A 23,742-nucleotide genomic window follows, 5' to 3' on the forward strand; every position below is an offset into this window, starting at 1 on the left:
TCGTCGATGTGAAAGAACAAAGTGGCGATAAAATCAGTGAGGGTCAAGTGATTTGCTCCAGGAATTGTTTAGACAACTCATCCTATCGCAAGTCACTTGGCTCAAGAAATATCAGCACCTCTCAACAGCGAGATGCGCACCAATGGTTACTTTAGGAAATCGAGTCACGCTAGTTGCGGGGATAAACAATACTGGATTAGTGGGTGGTTTAGCATATTTACCCGGTGCTCATGCGGTTCTATGGAGGAATCGAAAAATTGAGGACATTGGTAAAGAAATACCTGCTAAACAAAGTAGCTTCATAGGCGTGAACAATACTGGGACTATCGTTGGGTACTCAGAAGTAAATCAGGAGGGGACAAGGGTTTTTGTCTTTCGGAATGGCAAATTTGAGTATCTTTCTAAAAATAAAAAATGTATTCCTAGGGGCATTAATAAAAGAAATGATGTTGTGGGATACCAGAAAGATAAAAAATCTGATTTTTGTGAAGCTGTTTTATTTAAGGAAAAACGAATGGTTTTATTAGGGAGATTAGATGGTCGAGAAAGTAATGCATTTAGCATTAATGACTTAGGTCTTGTCGTAGGGCAGCTCACTATGAAAAATTTTAAGCAGCGAGGCTTCCTCTGGCACAATGGCAAGATGTTGGATCTGAATGGCATGATTAATCGCAAAGATATAATAATTACTGCGGCGAGGGCTATTAATAACCAGAATTTTATTGTCGGCACTGCGGAGGTGGGAGGAAAAGAGTCCGCGTGTTTGCTAATTCCTGAGAGTTCCTAAAGCTTCACGCGCCAGATGCGGCCCGCCTAGTCGTCGGTGATGAGTGAGTAGTTTGCGATAAAATACGGTAAAGGAGGGGCATTGTCATGACAACAAGTACAGCACCAAAAGAAAACGAAACATCACCTGCGGAAACAATACAACAGCCCTCATTTATTACACCTGAGATGATTGAGGCCAAACCCGTGCTCGAAGTGGCGGGAGCTTTTTCCGAGGAACCCTACTGGGTAGAGCTGATGGCCGAGATCAAAAAAGAGCGAGTCCGTCAAAGACGGCGTGAGGCTCGTCAGGCAAAGTAGTGCGCTATCTACTGGACACCGATACCTTTACTGCGTTTTTGTACGAGACGATACGCGAACCGAAAACCTCGCCCGTCTCCGCTCGAATTGCTGGTCTTCCTCCGGGCGACGATGTTGCCTTGACGATTGTAACGGTGACGGAAGTGATGAACCCGCCCAGTCGTCGGTGATGAGTAGGGAGCCGTCGCTGCCAATGGTCACGTAGAGCCACTTGCCGTCGGGGGAGAAGGCTAGGTTGCGCGTCCAGTGCTGGCGCATCCCAATCTCGGTAATATCGGAGATCACGGTCTCGGCGGGCTGGGGCGCGACCAGGTCGCCGGATTTGTAGGGCCAGCGCATGACACTTCCTGGCTTGGTCGGGAAAGCGGGCGCATACGGTACCATAAATCCAATGGCTACTTCCCGCTACTTTATCTCTGCAATGGACTGCCCCACCGAGGAGCAGATGATCCGCAATCGCCTGCGTAGTGTCTCGGGCATTGAGCGGCTTGAGTTTGATCTGATCGAGCGCGTTCTGACGGTGACCCATGTCGACGAAGCAAAGGCCACGGCGGAGAGTGCGTTGGCGGAGCTGGGAATGCACGCTAAGCCAATTCTGGAGGGCGATGACACGGCTCCGCAGGTGGCTCCCGTTCTGCCACGAACAAAGCTGATTCGGCTCGGGCTGGCAGGGGCGCTGGCGGCGAGTGCGGAGGCAGGAGCCTGGATCATTGAGAGCCGCACGGGGCAGCACGCCGATGATGCTCTCCCCGTGATGCTGGTGGCGGTGTTTTCTCTCGGCCTTTCGGGGGTGGAGACGGCGCGGAAGGGCTGGCTGGCGCTCAAGACCCGGACCCTGAATATCAACTTCCTGATGGGCCTTGCGATTGTTGGTGCGATGGTGATTCGGCAGTGGCCGGAGGCGGCGATGGCCTCGGTGCTCTTTGCGGTGGCGGAGGTGATCGAGGGACTCTCGCTGGAGCGTGCCCGAAAAGCCGTCCAGAGCCTCATGGAAGCCGCGCCTGAGACCGTCGAGGTGCTCTCCGAGTGTGGTGCCTTTCACGAGAGCAAGCTGGCGCTGGTGGTGGTCGGGGATAGAGTGCGGGTGAAGCCGGGGCAGATCGTGCCGCTCGATGGCGTGGTCACCGAGGGCGGCTCGGCGGTGAACCAGGCGGCGATCACGGGAGAGAGCCTGCCGCTGGAGAAGCTCCCCGGCGATGTGGTCTTCGCGGGGACACGCAACACCAATGGGACGTTTGTCTTTGAGGTCAGCGCGGCCCGAGGCGACACCACGATGGATCGGATTGTCGCGGCGGTAAAAGAGGCGCAGCAGCAGCGCGCTCCCACCCAGCGCTTTATTGACACGTTCGCCAAGATCTACACCCCGACCGTTGTGGTGCTGGCGCTTCTCTACACGGTCATTCCTCCCCTGTTCTTCGGGGGCGGCTGGCAGGAGTACTTCCACAAGGCGCTGGTGATGCTGGTAATCGCCTGTCCCTGTGCGCTGGTGATCTCGACCCCCGTGACGATTGTGAGCGGTCTCACGGCGGCGGCGCGGCTGGGTTTGCTCGTGCGCGGCGGGGCGTTTCTGGAGGCGGGGCGGCAGATCAAGGTGATTGCCTTCGACAAGACGGGGACTCTCACAGAGGGGCAGCCTGCTGTGACGGATATTCTTCCCCTGACAGACCGTGCCCCCTCGGACCTGCTGCATCTAGCGGCGAGCTTGGATGCGGCATCGGAGCACCCGGTGGCGGCGGCGATCGTGAACCACTGCGCCCGTAACCACGACTGTCAGCACCTACCCGTGGAGGCGTTCGAGGCGGTGATCGGTCGCGGGGTGGCGGGGACGCTGGACGGACGGCGGCACTACGTGGGCAACCACCGGCTGACCGAGGAGAACCAGGTGTGTGGGCCGCATGTGGAGGCGCTACTGGCAAGGCTGGAGTCGGAAGGCAAGACCACGGTCGTGCTCACCGATGCCCAGCAAGCGCTCGCGGTGATCGGGGTGGCAGACACGGTTCGTGAGACGGCGGCCGCGGCCGTGGCACAGCTCAACGCACTTGGTATCCAGACCGTGATCCTCACCGGGGACGGCAACGCTGCCGCTCGCCAGATCGCCCAGCAAACCGGAATCACCGATGTCCGTGCCGAGCTTCTCCCCGAAGACAAGCTCTCGGCGGTGACCGCACTGGGGCAGCAGTACGGCACGATCGGCATGGTCGGCGATGGTATCAACGACGGCCCTGCGCTGGCCCGTGCCAATATCGGCTTCGCGATGGGGCGCTCCGGCACGGGAGTGGCTTTGGAGATCGCCGATGTGGTTCTCCTGCGCGAAGACCTGCGCCTGATCCCCACCTTCATTCAGCTCTCCCGCGCGGTGGCTTCCACGCTCACCCAGAACATCACGGTTGCTCTGCTTCTCAAGCTGGTCTTCTTTATCTTAGCCCTGCTGAACAAGACCACCCTCTGGATGGCCGTCTTTGCGGATCTAGGAGGGAGCCTCCTCGTCACGCTCAACGGCCTACGGATTTTGCGGATGGCACGAACCATGAGGTAACATAGGGGGCACGACTATGAGACGAACACGAAACACACTCCAGCGCAAGGCTGTGCTGGAGGTGATTCAGGAGCTGGATCACCAGCACCCGACCGCTGCCCAGGTTTTTGAGCACGTCCGCACCAGCCACCCGCGCCTCTCCTTGGCGACGGTCTACCGCTCCCTCGATGCCCTTGCGGATCAGGGAGAGATCGCGGCGCTTCGGGTAGAGAACGTGACGCGCTACTGTGTGGGGCAGAGCCACCACCACCATATCGTCTGCCGAAAGTGTGGCGCGATGGAGGATGTCTGCACCGAAGTCTTCCCCGATGCGGCGCTCAGGCACCTAGAGGAGTGCAGCGGCTTCCGTGTCGAGGACACTCCGATGCTCTTCAGTGGACTCTGCCCTAGCTGCGCCGAGAAAACAGCCTAGCGACGATCACCGTCGTATCGTAAGCTGCTGGTGGGGCTTGATACGCTTAAGAGTCTGGGTTTTACCGTCGGGCCAGAGGATTTCCAGCGTCACGGGGGATTTCTCTGCGCCCAGGCCGAAGTGGAGGGTGAGGTCGTTTTGGTTGCCCTCGCCGGTTCCAGCTTCCACTTGGCGGGTGATGGTTCTGTCCTTGAGCTTGATCCGAACTTGTGCCCCAATCGCCGACCTATTGACCCGCTTGCCATCGCCGACAAGCTGCACCTTGAGCCAGTGCGTGTTGGGGTTTCCTTGATTGACAAAGAGCTTGCCGCCCGAGACCAGGTCTAGGTCGCCGTCGTTGTCGAAGTCGGCCCAGGCGGCTTGGTAGGTGGGGGGTAGGCTGCTCACGCCCATCGCACCCGTGGTGTCGGTGAAGTGGAAGTTGCCCTGGTTGTGGTAGAGCACGGGGAAGTTGGGGCGGCCAAACGAGGCGACCCCGTAGACCGTGGTAAAGAGCAGATCGAGGTTGCCATCGTTGTCGTAGTCGCCTGCCGCAGGGGTGGCGTAGGACTCTTGGTAAAAAACGCCGCACTCGCCCTTGTCGTCGAACTTGTAGCCGCCCGTTGGGCCGAGGCTGCGCAGGAAGCGGCTCTTGGGCTGGTCGCCGCGGCTGTCCACGTGGGCGAAGTTCCCCGCAAAGAGATCAAAGTGGCCGTCGTTGTCGAAGTCTCCCCAGCATGCGCCGATCGAGTGGCCCCCTGCAAAGCTCGGCGTGGTCGCGACCGCAAGCGCCTCGGGGGCAATATCGGTGAGGAGCGCTGCGCCCTTGAGGCTATCATTGCGCCAGAGCCGGTTGGGCTGGAGGCGGTAGTTCGAGACATAGATATCCAGCGACCCGCTACGGTCGTAGTCGCAGGCCGTGACGCCCCGTGCGCGGTAGGTCGCATCCTGCCAGGTGAGCGTGAAGCTCTTACCGTGGTTATTGAATAGGAGCAGGCTCGGGTAGGTGATCCCTTTGTCCCAGTCCTCGTAGCCGCCGATAAAGAGATCCACGAAGCCATCGCCGTTGAAGTCTCCCCAGCACGCGCCGCGTGAGACACACGCAGGAAGCGCCGGGAGAGGTGCCTCCGTAAAGCCCTTGCCGCCGTTGTTGTGCCAGAGCTTAAGCTGGCTCCACGAGAAGAGATCCACAAAGCCATCGTTGTCGAAGTCCGCCGCCACGACCAGCCCGACATCGGCGAGCTTGGTAAATTTCTGGCCTTTCTCATTGTGCCATACCGTCCCTGCGGCGCACAGGTCCGTGAAACCGTCGTTGTCAAGGTCCACCCAGCACGCCTGATCGTTGCCAAGTGCAAGCCCGAGCGTCGCAGTCTTGTCTTGAAACGGCTGGGAGTGGGCGGCGAGCCCCAAGGTTACGAACAGCACAAGCGAGGTGAGCCAAGATTTCATGGTGGCATTTTAGCACGTTACGCGGGAATAGACGGTGGCCTTTCAGGCCCCGGCACAATTGTGAAAATTGGTATATATTTAACCCATAATTGGAATAGACCGATGGAGCCCTTCTGAAATGAATGATCGAAAGTCCTTTGTGCTGCACGACCTGCTGGAGCACCCGTTCTACTGGTGGCCACGCACCCTGCTGCACTACCCGCTTATCTTAGACTCGCCCGCTGACGTGCGCCACCTGGCGCTGGTGCGCACGGAGACAGGCGAGCAGGTTCCCGTCCAGCTCTCCGATATCGTGAAAGACCGCTCGGGCGCGACCCGTGCGACACTGAGTTTCTTCTCGGATCTGCCCAGTGGGGGGCGACGTGAGTTTGTGCTCGCCCAAACGCGTGCGTCGATGACATACCCCGCGCAGGTGACGGAGCGGCGTGAGGGGCAGACGATTGTTCTCAGCTCGGGCGCGGTGCAAGTGCGTATTCCCGCAAGCCAGGAGGTGCGTGGCGTGGCCCCCGGCCCCCTTCTGCAAGTTTCCCGTGGAGGAAAGTGGTTCGGCGCTTCGACCCTGCGCTTTCCCAACGACCGTGTGACACGGATCACCGCCAAGCGCGTCGCCGACGGGCCGCTGTTTCTTGCCTACGAGCTGACCTACGAGACCAAGGGGGGCAGTCGGTATATTGCCCGCGTGCAGTGCGAGGCCGGGCTGGACTTTATACGCTTTCAAGAAGACATGGAAGGGCTGCGGCCTGGGGTGAAGGGGAGCCTTGTTCTTGACTGGGCGGGCCTTGGCATGACGCACCGGCAGGCACCGAACCATCCGTTTCCCCTCTCGGACGAGGTTCGTGGCTACGACGACTACCCGTGGGAGCGCATTGATGCCCCGTGGATCTTCGAGCCACACACCCTGCCGGAGGGGCGCTTGCCCTTCAGCCTGGGAGTCTACGAGCGGGCACCGGGGAACTTTAAGACCGGCACGTGGGCCAATTTCTGGAACCCGCGCTCAGGCGATGCCTTGGGTGTGTTTATTGATCGTGTCGAGGGCTGGCAGGACCATGAGTACGCCTACGAGGTCGAGGCCCCGACGCTACAAGTGCGCTACCACTACCAAAATGGAAAGCTGCTCTGGAAGTGGCCTCTGGTACGAGGGAGCCGCTCGACCTGCCTTGCTTTTTATGACCATGCCAAAGACAAGCAGGCGATGCAGGCGCTGGAGAAGGGCTTTCAGAAAGTCCCGCACCCCGATGGCCTGACCTACGGCGTCCCGCTGACCTTCACGTCGCACACGCTCTTTTTGCAGAACCGCTATGGGAGTCTCGATCTCAATCGCGTGAAGGACTGGGTGCTGGAGTATCCGGAGAACGCGCGCCGCCCACCGGTGATCTTGGCGAGTCCAACGCCCACAGACCCCGCGGAGCTGGAGCGCCGTGTCTTGGCATCGCCCTTTGTCTGCACGCTGCCGGTCACGGGGACACGGCAGATGGCGGGCCATGGGCCGATCCCCGGCCGGAGCATCGTCAATTTTAGCCCCGTCCCGACCCGCCAAGTGACCAGCTGGATCGAGGGATTCAACCAGTGCAGCGCTTCGATGAGCGTGCGCCAGCGCCGACGGCTTACCGCGATCTTTCTGCTTCTGGCCCATGTGCATGCCGCAGATGAGTTCATGCCGCTGGTCGGGATGCTCAGTGGGCACCCCAACTTCCTCGCCGATGTTAAAGCCGTGCCGCCGGGGATGGCGTTTCTCTTCCCTGAGCACCCGCTGGCTTCGAGCTGGGCGGAGATGTGGGAGAAGTGCGTGGAGCTGAACACTCGCTTTAACACCCGGCCTACGGTCAAGGCCTGGGATGCATCCGGGGGGCGCTGGACGGAGAACCTGGGGACGTATGTCTGGGCCTTTCTGCGCCCCTCGCTCCGCACCGAGTTTTTGTTGCGCCAGTACGATGGCCGCGAGCGCTTTCTCTCGCCGCAGCTCGCCGACATGGCCGACTGGCTGGTCTGTGCGCTCTCGGCCCCCTTCAACGGTGAGTCTGAAGTGGGCTACAAGAACCTGATGGCCGTCGACCAGGGGCGTGAGTGGGGTGTCGTCGCGCCGGGTAAAGGCCCCCGGCGTGTCCACCCGCCGCAGGGCGCGCACGCGGAGCAGCGCTTCCCGCCGCGCTCGCTGTGGTACTTAGGGAAGTGCCTGGAGCGCTACGCACCCCTCGCCGCCGAGCACGCCCTCTGGGCTGCCCGTCCCACCGATCCCGATGCGGAGAATATCTCGGGGCGCAAGGAGCCCTGGGACGTGCTGTACGCCGTGCCGGATAACCGTGGCACCAATCCGCACCTGCGTAGCCGCAAGTTCACGGGCTATGGCATTGTCTTGCGCGCTGCAGTCGAGACTCCCGATGAGCTCTCTATCCACCTCCAGCAGATCGACGAGGGCCCGAACTACCGCTGGGGGCGCTCCGGGCAGGGCGGCTGCGGGGTCTTGTACTTCTATGCGGGGGGCAAGTCCTACAGCTACACCGCCCCCGAGGATGTGGGGGATCGCGACGATCAGGACACGGACTTCTGCACGACCTTTGGGGTCTATAAAAACGGTCAGTTTCGCACGATTGGAATGAATGTCCTCTCTCGCCCTCTCTACGACCTGGGCACTGGGCAGTTCGCCGAGCTCGTGCCACGCGAAGGGCCGAGTGCCTACGCCTCGCCCGAGTATCTCAGCCGAAGCGTGCTCTTAGCGGGCAGTGACTACTTCGTCCTCTACGACAGTGTCGCCAACCAAGCCATTACCCACCGGCTGACATGGTTCGTGCGCAAGGGGGACCCGCTTCCCCACATTCAGCTCCTGCGGGGGGCAGATGGCACACGGGAGACCCAGCGCACGGACGTAAGTACATCATCGGTGACCGGTGCATGGTTCGATGGCCTCGGCAACTCGCTGGCCGTGGTCAGTCACCGCAAAGACATTCAAGCCGAAGCGACGCCCTTTGGCTGCCGCGTTCGCCTGCCCGGCACGCAGGACTTGGTCTTTCGCAATCCCACTCCCATTCGCTTTGCCGAGGGCACTCTCGTTTTTGAGGGCACGGCGGGGCTGATTCGGACGACGCAAGATAAGACAGAGTTCGCACTCTTTCACGGCACACGCATCGGCGCTGCGGGAATGACTCTCAGCACCACGGACACGGAGCTAGGGATCAGCGGCTCGGTGGTTGAGGGCAAAGCACTCTCCGGGGAGTTCTTCGCCCCCAAGGCCACTTCTATCCGAATCACAACGCCCAAGCTCACGGACAAGATGCAGTTCTATAGCGACGGTGCCGTAGCAACCAGCAAGCGGCAGGCTGGTGCGCTTGTCGTAGATCTGACGCCAGGACGTCACCACTGGGAGCTGACGGAGACCTTGCCCGTTCCCTGCGCACCACGCGTCTTGCGAACCGAGAACTACTCTGGCGGGGGACGTGTGTTGATTGCGCCCGTCGCCGCCGCGACCCAGTACCAGCTGGAGCTGAGCCATGATGGCGGAGCGACTTGGGCGAAGCTGCCACCCCAGAGCGAGTCCGTGGGGGAGGTGCGTGGGCTACGCGACGGAGAAAAAGTCCATGTTCGCGCTATTGCCCTCAACGCCCAGCACGCCAGTGCACCCGGCCCTGAGTACCCGCTCTATGGGACAAGCCAGCCTCCCGCCCCACCCGACGGACTGCGCGTGGAGCTCGCTCGCGGAGCGGCAACCGTTACCTGGGGCGAGATTCTTGGTGCGACCGAGTATCGTCTCTACGTGCGCACAAAGCCAACCGAAGCATTTCGGCTACTCTACCGAGGAGCTGCTCGCTCGTATGTGGACAAGCGCGCGAGCATTCGGCCTTGCAACGCCCGCCCAGGGCAGACTGCACATAGCAACGATCTTGGTATTGTCGAGTACAGCATCACCGCCTGCAATGGCAATGGAGAGAGCGCCCGCTCGCACCTTGCCAGCACCGACCCGGCATCGTGGCGCAACTGGGACCCAAAGCCTGGTGAGCGCTTCCGGCGAACCACAACCGCTGAGGCGGGATGCTACTATCCGGACGGAGCGATTTAGCTTGCATCTTGCATAAATCAGTGTATACTGATCCCGTAATTGGAATAGACCAATGGAGACATTCCCTCAAAAAGACACCGCGCCGCTTCATCTAAAGATCTATCAAGAGCTGCGTGCCGAGCTGGAGAGCAAGCAGCTCGCAGCCCAGAGCCGCATCCCGACGGAGCGTGAGCTCTCGGAGCGGTTCGCCACGACGCGCATCACGGTTGCCAAAGCACTCTCTCGCCTGACACACGAGGGGTTTCTGGAGCGCCGACCCGGTGCCGGGACATTCGTGCGCGACTGGCAGCAGGAACAAGCTCCGGTTGTGGAGCCTGTCTCGCCGATTGAGCAAGTGGCGGTGCTGAGTGGCTATACCCGAAACCGAGACACCGCGCTTCTGGTGAGTGGGATTGCGGAGGCGTTTGGCGACGATGGCAGTGGGCGCTTTGCTCTCTACGACAGCCGCGATGAGCTGGAGCAAGAGGCGGAGTGCCTGCGCCGGATACATGCCCAGGTACTTCAAGGGAAAATCCGGGGCCTGATCGCTCTTCCTGCTGGCCAGAACGAGAACCGGGAGGCCTATGCCGCGCTGGCGGCAGCGGGCTGTAAGCTGGTCTTTGTGGATCGGTATCTCACAGGAATCCCCGCGGATCGCGTGACCTCGGAGAACGAGGGCGGAACCGCGCAAGCCATCGCCGAGCTGGTAGCGCTGGGGCATACCCGGATCGCCTTCCTCTGCTCGTACCCTCTGCCTAATGCCGTGATCCGTGACCGGCAAGCGGGGTATGAGCGCGCTCTACGGGATGCGGGCCTGACCATCCGGCCCGACTGGATCCGTCGTGCGGAGTGGGCACGCCGCACGGGCGATGTCCTGCCCGCCTGCCCCCTCGACGACTGCGAGGAGATCTTCCGGGAGTGGCTGAGCGATCCCGAGCCCCCGACGGCGATCTTTTGCTCCAACGACCGTGCGCTCCAGTCTAGTCTTCTGACGCTACGCCAGCGCGGAGTGCGTGATAAATCCAAGATCGCGCTGGCAGGGTTTCTGAACCGCTCCGACTGGGTCGAGCATGTTCAGGAGCCGTTTCTAGGAATCCGTCAGTGGCATGAGGAGCTTGGCAAGCAGGCAGCCTTGCTGATGCACGAGCGCCTGACGGCCACCGATACCCCGACTCCAAACCGGAGCATTTCGATTTGTGTAGACTTTGTCTACCATCCCAGCGCCGAGGCATGGCGCAACCCTTAAAGAAAGAGGAACTTTACCATGTTGTCATTACCTGCCGTATCGAAGCGGCACGTTCAAAAAAGCTTTACGCTGATTGAATTACTCGTTGTTATCGCCATTATCGCGATCCTAGCCGCCATTCTTTTCCCTGTCTTTGCTCAAGCTCGGGACAAAGCCCGCAGCGCAGCGTGCCTCTCCAATACCAAGCAGCTCTCGCTGGGCGTCATGATGTACGCCCAAGACTACGATGAGACGCTCCCCGTGATTGGCTACAACCAGATGTGCCGTGGTCGTTGGCAGTGGCAGATCTATCCGTATGTCAAGAACGAGAAGGTCTTCACCTGCCCTAATATCAACCAGCCCTGGCGTGCGGTGACATTTGCCTACACGGGTATTGGAAACAGTGGTTGTCCGGGAGCGACGGTGATGGTAGGGGCCGACAACAATGGTGGCTACGGCTGGAGCTACGGCCTCTCCCATGCCTACGAGAACAACGGGGCGGGGCCACCCAATGCCTACACCGCTCCGGGACTTTCCATGGCCCAGATCGCCAAACCTGCCGAGACGCTCTGTATTGGCGAGACGGGCTATCCCAACCAAGACGGCACGCCCAATGGAACGGGCTGGGGAATGTGGGTCACCGATCCCCGGAGCACGATCCCCGCGGGCACGAACGCAGCCGGGCTGATTCCGCAGTTCCGTCACAACGCCACCCAGTTTCGTACCGACAACCCGGCTGGTCTTAAGATCGCCACCGAGGGCCGCGCGAACTTCGCGTTCTTGGACGGCCACTCCAAGAACCTAAGCGTCGGCGCAGCGTTCCAGCTTGCCCCGCAGGTTGGTGGACAGTATGTCGAGGACGGGGAAGTTCTTCTCAATCCAGCGGGCTACTCGGGGAGCAACCCTTCCCACCATGCCCCGTGGGTTCTCTGGAACACCTACTAGGATTGGTGATTGGATTTGACAAAACGCCGCCGGGGAGAGTCCTCCCCGGCGGTATTTTTTAGGGCAGGGCAAACGCCAGGTAGCTGTCGCCGGACTTGGTGCCGAGCTTGCCGCCACCGCCTGCGGCAATGACAATATACTGCTTGCCATTGACCGAGTAGGTGGCGGGGCAGGCGTAGCCACCGGCGGGGAGCTTGTGCTCCCAGAGGAGCTTACCCGTGTCTTTGTCGAAGGCGCGCAGGTGCTCGTCGCGGGTGGAGGCGATAAAGACCAGGCCGCCCGCCGTGACAATCGAGCCGCCGAAGTTCTCCGTGCCGGTGGTTTTGTCGGCGAGGTCGGGGTAGTGGCCCAGCGGGATGCGCCAGGCAAACGTCCCTTTGTTGAGATCCACAGCGGTCAGGCTGCCCCACGGCGGCTTCACCCCAGGACGACCGTTTTTGTCGCGGAGCCAGTTGTAGCCCTGGAAATCGTAGCCGCCCCGCCCGTTGGCCTTCAGCTGGACGACACTGGGGACATTGTTGGTGTTGATAAACAGATAGCCCGTCGCGGGGTCGTAGGACGCGCCGCTCCAGTTGGCACCGCCGTGGAAGCCGGGGGTACAGATCGTCCCCTCCAGGCTGGGCGGCTGCCGCCAGCCACCGTAGCGCCGCCCGCTGGCAGGAACCGTGAGGTCGGCGTCGGTGATGACTTGGGGGACGAGGGGGGGCGGGGCGGTCGGCATGGGCTGGGTGGGCCAGGCTTTCTCGCCGGGAATGTCCGAGGGCGGCGCGGCCTTCTCGACAATCGGAAACATCGACTTGCCCGTCTTGCGCTCAAAGACATAGACAAAGCCGGTCTTGGTGGGCAGCGCGACGCACTCTTTTCCCTTCACGACGCAGAGAGTCGGCGGGCACGGGTTGTCGTGATCCCAGAGGTCGTGATGCACCGTCTGGAAGTGCCAGAGCCGCTTGCCGGTGCGGGCGTTGAGGGCGATGATGCAGTTGGCAAAGAGGTTCTGTCCGTGCCGGTCCGCGCCATAGAAGTCCGATGCCGCCGAGCCCGTGGACGCAAAGACAATCGCATTTTTGGTGTCTACGGTGTAGCCTGACCAGGCATTGGTGCCCGAGCGCTCGCGCCAGGACTCGCCCGCCCAGGTGTTGTTGCCAAACTCGCCCGGCTCTGGCACCGTGTGGAAACGCCAGACTTCCTTGCCCGTGCGCACATCAAAGGCCCGGATATCGCCCGGTGCGCCCGGCTGCCCCTCGGAGTTGATGATGGGGACGATCACGGTGTTCTCAAAGAGCGCCAGCGCCGACGTGCAGCCGTAGTTCAGCCCGGAGAGATCACGCTTATAGCCGTCACGCAGCTGGACAATGCCGTTCTTTCCAAAGGCCGGGTCGGGCGTGCCGGTCTTGGCATCGAGCGAGACCATCGTGCCATTGGGGAGCGCTGCCAGAATCCGCGTCGCTTTCCCATCCGTCCAGTAGGTCAGCCCCCGGTGTACCCCGCCCGACTTGGGATCGTAGCTCCAGATCGGCTTTCCGGTTGCCGCCTCCAGCGCCACAATGCGCAGCTTCACCGTGGTCAGGTACATCACGCCCGCCACCACAATCGGCGTGCACTCAAGGGTCGTCCCTGCCGCCGCGTCGCCCGCCTTAAACTCCCAGGCCAGCTTCAAGTTCTTGACGGTCTTTTTGTTCACTTGCATCAGCTTTGCGTGCCGCATCCGCCCCGCATCGCTCCCCGACTCGCGCCAGTCCACGCTGGTCTTGGGATTCACCTGCGGCCACTTGCCGGTTAGCTCCCGCTTCCAGGAAGCCGCATCGCTTGTGTTTGTTACTCCATCCACTTTTTTCAAACCCTCATTTCCCTTAAAGGTAAACCGCGCCAGCACTTTCCCGCGGCTGGCAATCTGAATATCTTCGAGCTGGCCGTCACAGCCCAGCCCTTGCGGGGGATAGCACCCCAGCCAGAGTGGCCCAACCGCCGCCGTGACATGCGCCATCCCAATCTGCGCCTCGGCGACCCGTTTCTCGTCCACAAAGAGCGTCACGCTGCTCGGCAGGTACTCAAAGCGGATGGCATGCCACTTCCCCTCACAGATATCGAGGTTCGCCGTGACATTGGTCGGGGCCGCGCCGGGCAGGTAGACCGCGAGTTTCCCCGTCCCCGCCTCCGTATAAAGCTCCCAGTGGCGCGGTGAGTCTTTATGGCTACTGGCCACCAAGATATTGAAGCCGCTCTTAGAAAACAGCCGCGCCCGACACGTGACCGTCAGTGGTGGCTCCTGCCAGCGTGCATCGCCCTTGGCTTCGTAGCCTCCTCCACCCCCCCGGCCCCCGTCCGACGGGGGAGTGTCCCCCCCACCCAGAGGGTGCCCGGCGGGGGCTAGGGGGGTGGCAATCACCTCTCTCCTGCCCACCCAGGCGACGGCGCGGCGGATCAGCTCGGCGTGGGCTGGGGTGCGGAGGGCTCCCGCATCGTGGCCGAGGAGGGTCTGGAAGATGCGGCCCTTGCCCTCAGAGTAGACATAGGCCAGCGGCTCGTCTTTGTTGGTTACTTTTGAGCGTGCCGTGAGGAGCGGCTCTACGGGACGCTCGCCCACTTGGGAGCAGTACAGCTCGTCGGTGGTAGGGAAGCTCGCAGGAAGTCCCGACGTGAGCCGATGCGTCGGTTGCGTGACAGTGACCGTGAAGCCACCGTAGGTATCGTGGTTGGCTTTCCCATCCACCCAGACCCGGCGTGCGAGCCCGCCAAAGTACTCGGGCCAGTCGCGCCAGGCCCCGTTGGCAAAGTGGACCAGCACCAGCCCGCCGCCGCTCCGCACAAAGTTCAGGAGCTGGGTGCGCTTGCCTTGGCTCAGGCTTGTGCTCTCCCAGTTGCAGTAGTTGAGAACCAGCACATCGGTATTGATGAGCTCCAGCGCCTCCGGGTTCTCACAGACCGTGGTCTGAACGCGCTTGTCGGTACTAAGAATCTCCTGGAGCGCGGGCGTGGTCTGCTGCCAGTTGTGCGCTGGGTGGTGCCTACCCGTGAGAATCTGCACGCGGAGGGGATCGTCAAGCGCGACAAATTTCGGGCTGCCTTCTGTCTTGGCTGCCCATAAAATCCCTTGTGCGATCAGCTTCTGGTAGCCAGGAATCGCCCAGTTCTGGTGCAAGTGACCGCCCGTGCAGGCAAAGCCACGGCCACCGTCGGGGCGGCTGACGCACCAAGCGACCGTTTCGGACTGTGTCTCCCCTGGTGGCGTGACTTGCACCAGCGGCTGAACCGTCTTGGGGTTGAGCCGCATCTTGTAGTACCACTCCTCACGCACCGTAAACGGCGCAATCCCGGAGGTAATCGGGTGGGCCACAAAACTGGGGCGGGACTCGAAGTGCTGGATCGCCGAGGCCCAGTGATTGGCTCCGCTCCCACTCTCATAGTCAAAGTGCCCCCCGACCCAGGCGAGGTAGTGGGAGGCTTGCTTGAGCGGGCAAAACGTGGCGTAGTGCAGCGTGACAAAGCCGCAGCCACGCTGCATTTGCTTCTCCATCACCGCCATCCGGTTGCCGAGGAGCAGGGGATGGTCGCTCTCGTTGTGGTCGGAGCCATCGGCGTAGAGCACGATACAGTCCGCGTCATCGAGCGTCTTTTCGTCCTCCGGCCAGCCATAGAGGTGCACCTCCGTCTGTGCAAACGGAGCCAGCGCCTTTGCTAAGAGCCGCAGCCCCTTCTCGTACTCATGGTCACCTGGCCCGTGGCTCTTCGTGCCCGCCAGAAAGACTATCTTTGTCATATAAGCTAGTTCGACTCAGCAGGGATTTTCCCCTGCTCTCGCGAATGGTAGATACATGAAACATAAACTTCTCGTGGCGGCGACTCTGGCAGTGGGGGCCAGTGCAGCGCAGGCAAATGTGACTCTTCCAAAGCTACTCTCCGATGGCTGTGTGCTCCAGCGCAACCAACCCGTCCGGCTCTACGGTACGGCGGATCCCGGCGAGGCGGTGACACTAACACTCAAAGGCAAGACTGTCAAGGCAACCACGGGGGGCGATGGAAAGTGGCTCGTGAGCTTGCCGGCACAGGGCGCGGGCGGGCCGTTTGTGCTGAGTGTGAAGGGCAAGAACACGCTCACGGTCAAGGATGTCTACTTTGGCGAGGTCTGGGTGTGCTCGGGGCAGAGCAACATGGAGTGGCCTCTGTCTGCGTCGTTTGAAGCCAAGTCCGAGATCGAGAGTGCGCCCGATCCTCTGCTGCGTATGTTCACCGTGCAGAAATCCGTGGAGCTTACTCCGCAAGAAGAAGTGGCGGGCGGAAGCTGGCAGGCGGCGGCTCCCAACACGCGCGCAGGGTTCTCGGCAGTGGGCTACTACTTCGCCAAGCAGCTCCGCAAGGCGCTGGGTGTCCCGATTGGGATGCTACACACGTCGTGGGGGGGGACGCGCATCGAGGCGTGGATGGCAAAAGACGTCAATCTCGGGCTGGGGATGAACGCCAGTGAGTTCGCCACGCCCGTGGTTGCCGCCGAGGCCAAGGCTCGCTACGAGCGCTTGGTGGCTCGCTGGAAGGCCGCGGGCTCCCCGCAGGGTGTGGGGCTAGACGCGGGTCGCTCCGATAAGACCACGGGCTGGGAGCGCGGTGGGGGCGGCGATGTCTGGAAGAGTGCCAACGCACCCGGCGAGTGGGACACGCTTGGCAATGAGGAGCTGCTCGGAATCGATGGCGCGGTCTGGTTCAAGAAAGAAGTAGAGGTGCCGGAGGCACTGGCAGGCAAGCCACTGAAGCTCTCGCTGGGGGCGATTGATGACCACGACGTGACGTTCTTTAATGGTCAGAAAGTCGGTGCGATCGGTGCCGAAACACCCAACTCCTGGCAGGCACCGCGCAACTACACCGTGCCGGGTGAGCTGGTCAAAAAAGGCCGCAATGTGATCGTCGTGCGTGTCTTCGATGGCTCTGGCGGCGGTGGTTTTGTGGGCAGCCCGGACGACATGAAGCTGGGCAGTATCTCGCTGGCAGGGGAGTGGGCGTATCGTGTTGAGCGAGCCGTGCCCGCCAACCCCGGCATGATGCCCGGTGCAAACCCCAACGGCGCGAGTGTGCTCTACAATGCCATGCTGCATCCCCTCAAGAACTACACGGTCAAGGGCGGAATCTGGTACCAGGGTGAGTCCAATGTCGGGCGGCACGAGCTCTATCAAAAGCAGATGCCTGCCATGATCGCTAACTGGCAGAAGGACTTTGCCGCCGCTAGCTTCCCGTTCTTCATCACCCAGCTCGCCCCGTTTGGCAACAGTGGCTCGGATCGCATCGAGTACGCCCAGCAGCGCGAGGCACAGACGGCAGCGATGAAGACCGTGAAAAATGGCGGAATCGCGGTCATCACGGATATTGGCAACGAGACCGACATCCACCCCAACCGTAAAGGCCCGGTCGGGGAGCGCCTTGCGTTTCTTGCCCAGAAGATCGCCTATGGCCAGAATGTCTACGCGGTCGGCCCCACCTATTTAGAGACCCTGGCGGGCTTTGATAAGCTGATCGTCCGCTTCGATAATGTCGGTGACGGTCTGGAAGTGCGCGAGGGGATTTGCTCGGAGAAGCCACTGCCCGCAGGAAAGCTTGTCGGCTTTGAAGTCTCCAGCGGCGATGGCGTCTTCTACCCCGCCGAGGCCAAGATCCGTAGCAAGAACGAAGTCGAGGTCTCTTCCAGCAAGGTCAAAGTCCCGCGCTACGTCCGCTATGGCTACCGGAATTTCGTCCTCACCAACCTCTGGAGCAAGAGCGGCCTCCCCGCCGACCCGTTTCGGACGGACAAGTAGCCTTGCCGAAGCCGTCGCGTGTTTTGGTAGTGAAGCTCTCGTCGCTGGGGGATGTGGTGCACACATTGCCCCTCATGGAAGCACTCCGGGCAGGGCTTGGGCCAGAAGCGCACCTGGTATGGGCGGTGCGAAAAGCCTTCGCGCCGCTTGTACTAGGCAATCCGCACCTGAGCAAAGTGATGGTTCTGGAGGAGAAGAGCCTTTCTGCGACTCTGGCCTTTGGCCGGCAGCTTCGGGCGGAGCGCTTTGATACCGCGCTTGACCCCCAGGGCTTGCTGGTCTCGGGACTGCTGACGTTTCTCTCGGGAGCGCCGCGGCGCATCGGGCTGGACAAGAACCGCGAGGGCAATACGCTCTTTCTCACCGAGGCAAGCGTTGCCAGCAAGCACCGGGCGCACCAAGTCGAGAAGCTCATGGGGTTCTGCGATGCGCTGGAGATTCCCCGCTTGGCTCCCCGTGTCCAGAGCTACTTGGCAGGCGATGCACCGCGCGAGAAAGCCTGGGTGGGGTGCATCATCGGAGCGAGCACGCCGGATAAGACCTGGCCGCTCGCACACTGGAAAGCCCTGCTAGGGGAGCTGGAGGCGCGGGAATTAACCCCCGTTTTGCTAGGTGGCCCCGGAGCGGAGGCCGAAGCCGCCGCACAGCTCGCGACACCGGGCTGTGTGAATCTAGCAGGCAAGACTAAGCTCCCCGAGCTGGCACAGGCACTGGCGCGCTGCTCCGTGGTGATCGGGGCGGACACGGGGCCGCTGCACCTCGCCGTCGCTGTCGGAACCCCCGTCATCGGGCTCTACGGCGTCACCGATCCCGCGAAGACTGGCCCGGCGTGGGGGCCAGCGCCCGCGCTTGTGCTTGATGCCGTCGAGAAAGAAGCCCCGCCCGAGAGCCGCCGCCCCCGCCACGGCACAATCCCCGATGCCCTCGCCCGAATCTCTGTGGAGATGGTCTTGGATGCCATTGAGACATTGCGGAAGGGCGGATAAATATGGTATCTTCTTTGTAGATACGGAGATTGCTATGACCACAAAAGTACAGAAATGGGGCAACAGCCTGGCGGTACGAATTCCACGAACTTTCGCTGAGGCAGGGCGCCTCACGGAGAATGTATCCGTTGAACTCACGGTCGAAGCAGGACGATTAGTTCTGGAACGAACGCCTGAGCGCCCTCGGCTCGCCAATTTGTTAGAGAGGGTTACACCAGAGAACTGCCACGACGAAGTTGATTGGGGTAAACCTGAAGGTGAGGAAGTCTGGTGAGCGAGGGAGTTCCTGAACGAGGGGATATTGTTTGGCTGGACTTTGATCCTCAGGCTGGTCGCGAACAAGCAGGACGTCGCCCCGCACTGGTTCTCTCTATCCTCGCGTACAACCGCAAGGTTGGACTGATGCTTTGTTGTCCCATCACAAGTAAAGTAAAGGGCTATCCCTTTGAGGTACCCTTACCTGATGGCTTATCCATCGCAGGAGTGGTACTTAGTGATCAGGTGCGGAATTTCGACTGGCGGGCACGAAATGCGACTGTGACAGCACAGGTTCCGGAGAGTGTTGTGCAGAGTGTCTGTCAGCTGATCGAGACGCTTTGGGAGCCTGCTTCTTGAGAATCTGTGTGGTGCGGCTAGGGGGAATGGGCGATATTCTGCTGGCGACTCCAACACTTCGGGCGCTGGCGGCGCACTACCAGACCGACCAAGTAGACTTTGTGGTGGGGCCGGGCATGGAGGCGGCGGTGACGGGCCTGCCCTACGCGGCGCGGGTTCTGGCCTTTGATCGCAAGAAGCACTGGGGAGCGGGGCTGCCTGGCTTCCTCAAGACGCTCAAGGCTGAGGGGCGCTACGATCTCTTTCTGAACTTCCAGCCCAGTGTCAAGACGATCCTGCTGGGGGCACTGGTGCAACCAAAACAGACGATTGTTTTCAAAAAAGACCGTCGTAAGCAACCGGACACGGGCCGAGTGCGCCATGCCATTGATGATTTCGCCAAGGAAGTTCTGCCGCTCGGAATCACCGTCACGGATCGTCAGCTTGATTTTTTCGTGCCGGAGACTGCGCGGCAGTCGCTCGCTCAAAAACTGGACACTTCTACACCCTTTATCGCGATCAACCCGGCAGGGACGCGGGATATTAATCGCTGGCCACCGGAGCGCTTTGCCCAGCTGATCGAGCGCCTCGACTCTGTGGGGCATCGGGTGCTACTGCTCGGCGGGCCGGGGGATGTGGCGCTGGCCCAGGAGATCGTCGGTCTAGCCAAAGCACCGGTCGAGAACACGGCGGGCAAGCTGACCGTGAAAGAGCTGGGCGCACTGCTGGAGCGCGCGGCCTGCGTCGTGACGGGCGACACGGGGCCGCTGCACATTGCGTCTGCGGTGAAGGCACCGATTGTCTGCCTCTCCGGTGCCGCCGATCCAGACCGCACCGGCCCCACGCGCCCCGGCGATCTGGTCGTCATCAACCGCGAGCTGAGCTGCGTTCCGTGCCAGGCACGCTCCTGCAAGCGCGGCGATATCGCCTGCATGACACAGATGCCGGTCGAGTGGGTTCTGGACACGATAGAAAGACGGATGCGATGACACGAGAAGCGTTTGCTGCTGAGGCGGCGCGGCTAAAGGCGGAAGGCAAGAAAGTGGTCTTCACCAACGGCGTCTTTGATATCTTGCACGTCGGGCACCTGCGCTACTTGCAGCAGGCACGAGCGCTCGGCGATGCGCTCTTTGTGGGGGTCAATGCCGATGTGAGTGTGCGGCGGCTAGGCAAAGGCCCGGAGCGCCCCATCAACCCCGAGGACGAGCGTGCGGAGCTGCTTCTTGGCCTGAAGTGCGTGGACGCGGTCTGTGTCTTTGAAGAGGACACGCCGATTGAGCTCATCCGCGCCGTAAAACCCACTCTCCACTGCAAGGGCGGCGACTACGCCTCGCCCGATGCCCTCCCTGAAACGGCGATTGTCCGCGAGTACGGCGGCGACGTGGTCATTCTCTCCTTGGTTCCAGGGCGCTCCACCACAAACGTCGTAAAAAAACTTCAGGTATAATCCCGCCAGGAGGGCTGGGACGATGTTCTGTAAGAAGTGTCGTGCGCAAAATGAGGATGATCGTAAGTTCTGCGGAGAGTGTGGCGCAAAGCTAGAGCCACAGCCCGAACCGGTTGCGGTGGACGGGGATTCCGGGGCGTTTTACTGCACCAAACACAACAAAGTGGTCACGCGATTACGCTGTGGTCGCTGTGACACGCCTTACTGCGACCGCTGCCTGATCTTCGGCCCCACCGGAACCCGCTGCCGCGCCTGTGCCCGTCACCGCACCCCGATCCGCGCACGCGGCGTCGCCCATGAGGTCGCAAAAGGCGTCTCCAATGTCGCGAGTAGCGGACGCGGCTTCTGGTTCTACAGCTTCTGGGCCATGGTGCTACGCTTCATCGCCAGCCTCTTTGGCCGAAACTTTTAGTTCAAGTGAGCCATTGAAGACTGGCGAGATGACTATCGTCCTCGTAGCGTGGCTCTAATGTCGCGGCGGCGCTCTTCTTCTCGGGGATCGGGGGGCGGTGGGGGCTCTTTGATGGCTTTGTCTAGAAGCTCGACTAGCTCTTCGGTCTGGGTGAGCACTTTGCTGCTCTGGATATTCATCACGACCTTGCCTGCCTGGAACTCGTAGCCGCCCTGGGGTTTGTAGGCGGCAGTGAGAGCACGAAGCGCGTGCTTGGGCAGGAACACGCCGGACTTGAAGGTGATAATGACCTGGCGGGCCTCGGTCTGGATGTTCTCGATACCCACCTCGACGCAGCGCAGGCGCAGACGCAGTAGGCCCAGCGCGTTCCAGACCGGCGGGGGCGGGTCACCAAAGCGATCCTCGAACTCGTCTTGTAGGCGAGAAACATCGGCACGGTCTCGGACGGCGGCGAGCTTTTTGTACATCAGAATGCGCTGTGGCTCGGCGGGGATATAGGTCTGTGGGATGGTCGCGGCGACGGGCAGGTCCACGGTGGGCAGAGGAATGTCCTCTTTATCTAGCTCCTCGCCCTTGAGCTCGTGGATGGCTTGCTCCAAAAGCTGCAAGTAAAGATCGAAGCCGACCGAGCTCACTGTGCCGCTCTGCTCTGCCCCGAGTAAGTTCCCCGCGCCGCGTAGCTCTAAATCTCGCAAGGCGATCTTGTAGCCGCTTCCCAGATCCGTGAACTCGCGGACGGCATCTAGGCGCTGCTCGGCGATGGTGGTGAGGGCCTTGCCGCGCCGGTAGAGAAGATAGGCAAATGCCTGCACCTTCGAGCGCCCGACGCGGCCTCGGAGCTGGTAGAGCTGGCTTAGACCGAGCTTGTCGGCGTTGTCAATGAAGATCGTGTTGACGTTGGGGATGTCCAGACCCGACTCCACAATCGTGGTACAGACCAGCACATCGAACTTCTTGTGGTAGAACTCGAACATCGTGTCTTCGAGCTCATCGTCGCTCATCTGGCCGTGCGCCACTTTGCAGCGTGCATTGGGCACGAGCTGCTCGATATGGTTGGCAACATGGTAGATGCTCTCGACACGGTTGTGCAGAAAATACGCCTGCCCCCCCCGGTCAAGCTCGCGCAAGAGTGCCTCACGGATAATCAGATCGTCGAACTCTTTAACAAAGGTCTTGACGGCGCTCCGGCCCTCGGGAGGATCGTTGATCAGCGACATGTCCCGAATGCCCGAGAGCGACATGTGCAGGGTTCGTGGAATGGGAGTGGCGCTCATCGCCAGGACGTCCACGCTCTTGCGGAGCTGCTTGAGCCGCTCTTTGTGCGTGACCCCAAAGCGCTGCTCCTCGTCCACGATGACCAGCCCCAGATCCTTGAACTCAATGTCCTTGGAGAGAATTCGGTGTGTTCCCACTAAAATATCCACGCCCCCCACGCGCAAGTCCTCCAGAGTTTTTGACTGCTCACGTGGGCTACGAAAGCGCGAGAGCTGGTCAACCCGCACGGGAAAGGCGGCGAGGCGCTCTGAGAAAGTCTGGAAGTGCTGTGAGGCCAGCACGGTAGTTGGGCATAAGACAGCGACCTGGCGGCCTTCGCTGGCAACTTTGAACGCCGCGCGCATCGCCACTTCCGTCTTGCCAAAGCCCACATCCCCGCAGATCAGGCGGTCCATTGGACGGGGCGACTCCAGATCGCGCTTCACATCCTCGATGGCGGCGAGCTGGTCGGGGGTCTCGGTGTAGGGGAAGGCTAGCTCCATGTCCTGAACCCACGGCGAGTCGGGCGCGTAGGCGTAGCCGTTCATTGCCTGGCGTGCGGCATAGAGCGCGATCAGCTCCCCCGCGATCTCTTTCACGTGGCGCTTGGCCTTCGCGGTCGCCTTCAGCCACTCGGTGCCGCCCAGCTTATTGACCGAGGGTGCGCCGCCCTCCGAGCCAATGTATTTCTGGACACGATCCACTTGATCCACGGGTACGTAGAGCCGATCGCTGCCCTCGTAGGCGATGACCAGGAACTCTTTCTCCACGGGTGGTGCGCCAGGAAACGGGGCCGTATTCATCTTGGTCAGCCCCGCGTACATCCCGACCCCATGATGAATGTGCACGACATAGTCGCCCGCCTTCACATCCAGCAGGCTCGTGATCCGCATTCCCTCGCGGAACTCGCGGCGCTTGGTCTGCTTCTTGAACTTATGGCGCTCCCCAAACAGCTCGGCATCAGAAAGCACGACTAGCTTCGCCTCAGGGATTCGAAAGCCCGCTGTCAGTAGGCCATCGAGGAGCTTGGTTTTTTCGGTCTCCAGAACGCCAAAGCCACGGATTCGTGGGGCTTGGGCGGAGACGATTACCACCCGGACGTCATTGCTGGTCCAGGTCGCGATGGCGTCTTTGATGGCAGTGGGGCGGCCTCCAAAGCTCTCAGCGGGGGCTCCCTGAACCGTGAGATGCTGCGAGGGCGCAAGAAACGGCAAGGCACGCGCGAGGAGAGTGAGCAGCAGGGTCGGGCGGGTCTGGGTGAGCTGGCGGAACGTTGGCTCGAAGCTTTCCCAGAAAGCTCCCCCAGCATTGGGGGCGGGGGGGGGCAACACTTCGCCACGCTCCGCGCGTGCGGTCAGGCTCTTGGTAATCGCCTCTAGCTCGCGCTCGGCGTAGGGCTCAAGTTGTGCGGGCTCGTCCAGAACCAGAATCACGTCCTCGGGCAGAAAGCTTGCGGTCGGAGTCGCATCGGGGTGGAGCAGGGGCAGGTAGCGCTCGACACCGCCGAAGTAGTTGGCCAGCCCCAGCTTGACAATATCACCCTCGGCACTATCGCGGAGCTTCTCGGCACGCTCGGGGCTAAGAGCCTTGAGTGCGCCGCTGAGCTG

The 23,742-nt window shown here is 61.3% G+C and carries 18 protein-coding genes; 14 read left to right on the plus strand and 4 right to left on the minus strand.

What is annotated here, in order from left to right:
• The first annotated feature begins 142 nt into the window (after positions 1 to 142).
• Both AC1XOS_RS05180 and AC1XOS_RS05185 read left to right on the plus strand, forming a co-directional pair.
• A complete protein-coding gene (locus AC1XOS_RS05180; RefSeq protein ID WP_481961157.1) occupies positions 143 to 787 on the plus strand; it encodes a hypothetical protein in 645 nt (214 codons plus the stop codon).
• Between the two features lie 167 nt (positions 788 to 954).
• Positions 955 to 1,086 (plus strand): hypothetical protein, encoded by a 132-nt coding sequence (locus AC1XOS_RS05185; protein ID WP_481961158.1) that lies wholly within the window; start codon positions 955 to 957, stop codon positions 1,084 to 1,086.
• A gap of 27 nt (positions 1,087 to 1,113) precedes the next feature.
• On the opposite strand, the gene AC1XOS_RS05190 is transcribed toward AC1XOS_RS05185, so the two are convergent.
• Positions 1,114 to 1,470 (minus strand): hypothetical protein, encoded by a 357-nt coding sequence (locus AC1XOS_RS05190; protein ID WP_481961159.1) that lies wholly within the window; start codon positions 1,468 to 1,470, stop codon positions 1,114 to 1,116.
• 7 nt (positions 1,471 to 1,477) lie between these two features.
• On the opposite strand from AC1XOS_RS05190, the gene AC1XOS_RS05195 reads away from it, so the two are divergent.
• Positions 1,478 to 3,622 (plus strand): heavy metal translocating P-type ATPase, encoded by a 2,145-nt coding sequence (locus AC1XOS_RS05195; protein ID WP_481961160.1) that lies wholly within the window; start codon positions 1,478 to 1,480, stop codon positions 3,620 to 3,622.
• 16 nt (positions 3,623 to 3,638) lie between these two features.
• A complete protein-coding gene (locus AC1XOS_RS05200; RefSeq protein WP_481961161.1) occupies positions 3,639 to 4,034 on the plus strand; it encodes a Fur family transcriptional regulator in 396 nt (131 codons plus the stop codon).
• A 6-nt stretch (positions 4,035 to 4,040) separates the two neighbouring features.
• Here AC1XOS_RS05200 and AC1XOS_RS05205 read toward each other — a convergent pair whose 3' ends face one another.
• Positions 4,041 to 5,462: a CRTAC1 family protein gene (locus AC1XOS_RS05205; RefSeq protein WP_481961162.1), complete on the minus strand. Its 1,422-nt coding sequence runs from the start codon at positions 5,460 to 5,462 to the stop codon at positions 4,041 to 4,043.
• Positions 5,463 to 5,580: 118 nt separating this feature from the next.
• Here AC1XOS_RS05205 and AC1XOS_RS05210 point away from each other — a divergent pair, with 118 nt between their 5' ends.
• The 3 genes from AC1XOS_RS05210 to AC1XOS_RS05220 are packed head-to-tail and all read left to right on the plus strand — an operon-like array spanning position 5,581 to position 11,662.
• Complete coding sequence (locus AC1XOS_RS05210) at positions 5,581 to 9,513, plus strand: hypothetical protein (RefSeq protein WP_481961163.1); 3,933 nt, start codon at positions 5,581 to 5,583, stop codon at positions 9,511 to 9,513.
• A gap of 52 nt (positions 9,514 to 9,565) precedes the next feature.
• Positions 9,566 to 10,738, plus strand: coding sequence for a GntR family transcriptional regulator (locus AC1XOS_RS05215; RefSeq protein WP_481961164.1), 1,173 nt, complete (start codon positions 9,566 to 9,568; stop codon positions 10,736 to 10,738).
• Positions 10,739 to 10,756: 18 nt separating this feature from the next.
• A complete protein-coding gene (locus tag AC1XOS_RS05220; RefSeq protein WP_481961165.1) occupies positions 10,757 to 11,662 on the plus strand; it encodes a prepilin-type N-terminal cleavage/methylation domain-containing protein in 906 nt (301 codons plus the stop codon).
• 58 nt (positions 11,663 to 11,720) lie between these two features.
• Here the strand turns inward: AC1XOS_RS05220 and AC1XOS_RS05225 are convergent, their stop codons facing one another.
• Positions 11,721 to 15,419 (minus strand): ThuA domain-containing protein, encoded by a 3,699-nt coding sequence (locus tag AC1XOS_RS05225; RefSeq protein WP_481961166.1) that lies wholly within the window; start codon positions 15,417 to 15,419, stop codon positions 11,721 to 11,723.
• 55 nt (positions 15,420 to 15,474) lie between these two features.
• On the opposite strand from AC1XOS_RS05225, the gene AC1XOS_RS05230 reads away from it, so the two are divergent.
• Genes AC1XOS_RS05230 through AC1XOS_RS05260 form a run of 7 tightly spaced genes read left to right on the plus strand, consistent with a single transcriptional unit; the run spans position 15,475 to position 20,881 of the window.
• Positions 15,475 to 17,442 carry a sialate O-acetylesterase gene (locus AC1XOS_RS05230; protein WP_481961167.1) on the plus strand — a complete coding sequence of 656 codons (1,968 nt, stop codon included), beginning with the start codon at positions 15,475 to 15,477 and terminating at the stop codon, positions 17,440 to 17,442.
• Between the two features lie 2 nt (positions 17,443 to 17,444).
• On the plus strand, positions 17,445 to 18,428 hold the full coding sequence (locus AC1XOS_RS05235) for a glycosyltransferase family 9 protein (RefSeq protein WP_481961168.1): 984 nt from the start codon (positions 17,445 to 17,447) through the stop codon (positions 18,426 to 18,428).
• Positions 18,429 to 18,462: 34 nt separating this feature from the next.
• On the plus strand, positions 18,463 to 18,702 hold the full coding sequence (locus AC1XOS_RS05240; RefSeq protein ID WP_481961169.1) for an AbrB/MazE/SpoVT family DNA-binding domain-containing protein: 240 nt from the start codon (positions 18,463 to 18,465) through the stop codon (positions 18,700 to 18,702).
• On the plus strand, positions 18,699 to 19,043 hold the full coding sequence (gene mazF / locus AC1XOS_RS05245; RefSeq protein ID WP_481961170.1) for an endoribonuclease MazF: 345 nt from the start codon (positions 18,699 to 18,701) through the stop codon (positions 19,041 to 19,043). Before AC1XOS_RS05240 ends, mazF begins: the two co-directional genes overlap by 4 nt.
• Positions 19,040 to 20,011 (plus strand): glycosyltransferase family 9 protein, encoded by a 972-nt coding sequence (locus AC1XOS_RS05250; protein ID WP_481961171.1) that lies wholly within the window; start codon positions 19,040 to 19,042, stop codon positions 20,009 to 20,011. The genes mazF and AC1XOS_RS05250 overlap by 4 nt, the downstream gene beginning before the upstream one ends.
• Positions 20,008 to 20,469: a D-glycero-beta-D-manno-heptose 1-phosphate adenylyltransferase gene (gene rfaE2 / locus AC1XOS_RS05255; protein ID WP_481961172.1), complete on the plus strand. Its 462-nt coding sequence runs from the start codon at positions 20,008 to 20,010 to the stop codon at positions 20,467 to 20,469. The genes AC1XOS_RS05250 and rfaE2 overlap by 4 nt, the downstream gene beginning before the upstream one ends.
• Positions 20,470 to 20,491: 22 nt before the next feature.
• Positions 20,492 to 20,881 carry a zinc-ribbon domain-containing protein gene (locus tag AC1XOS_RS05260; RefSeq protein WP_481961173.1) on the plus strand — a complete coding sequence of 130 codons (390 nt, stop codon included), beginning with the start codon at positions 20,492 to 20,494 and terminating at the stop codon, positions 20,879 to 20,881.
• A 32-nt stretch (positions 20,882 to 20,913) separates the two neighbouring features.
• Here AC1XOS_RS05260 and mfd read toward each other — a convergent pair.
• The coding region (gene mfd / locus AC1XOS_RS05265; protein ID WP_481961174.1) for a transcription-repair coupling factor at positions 20,914 to 23,742 on the minus strand (2,829 nt) is incomplete at its 5' end.

It is taken from the genome of Armatimonas sp. (genome assembly GCF_964826245.1).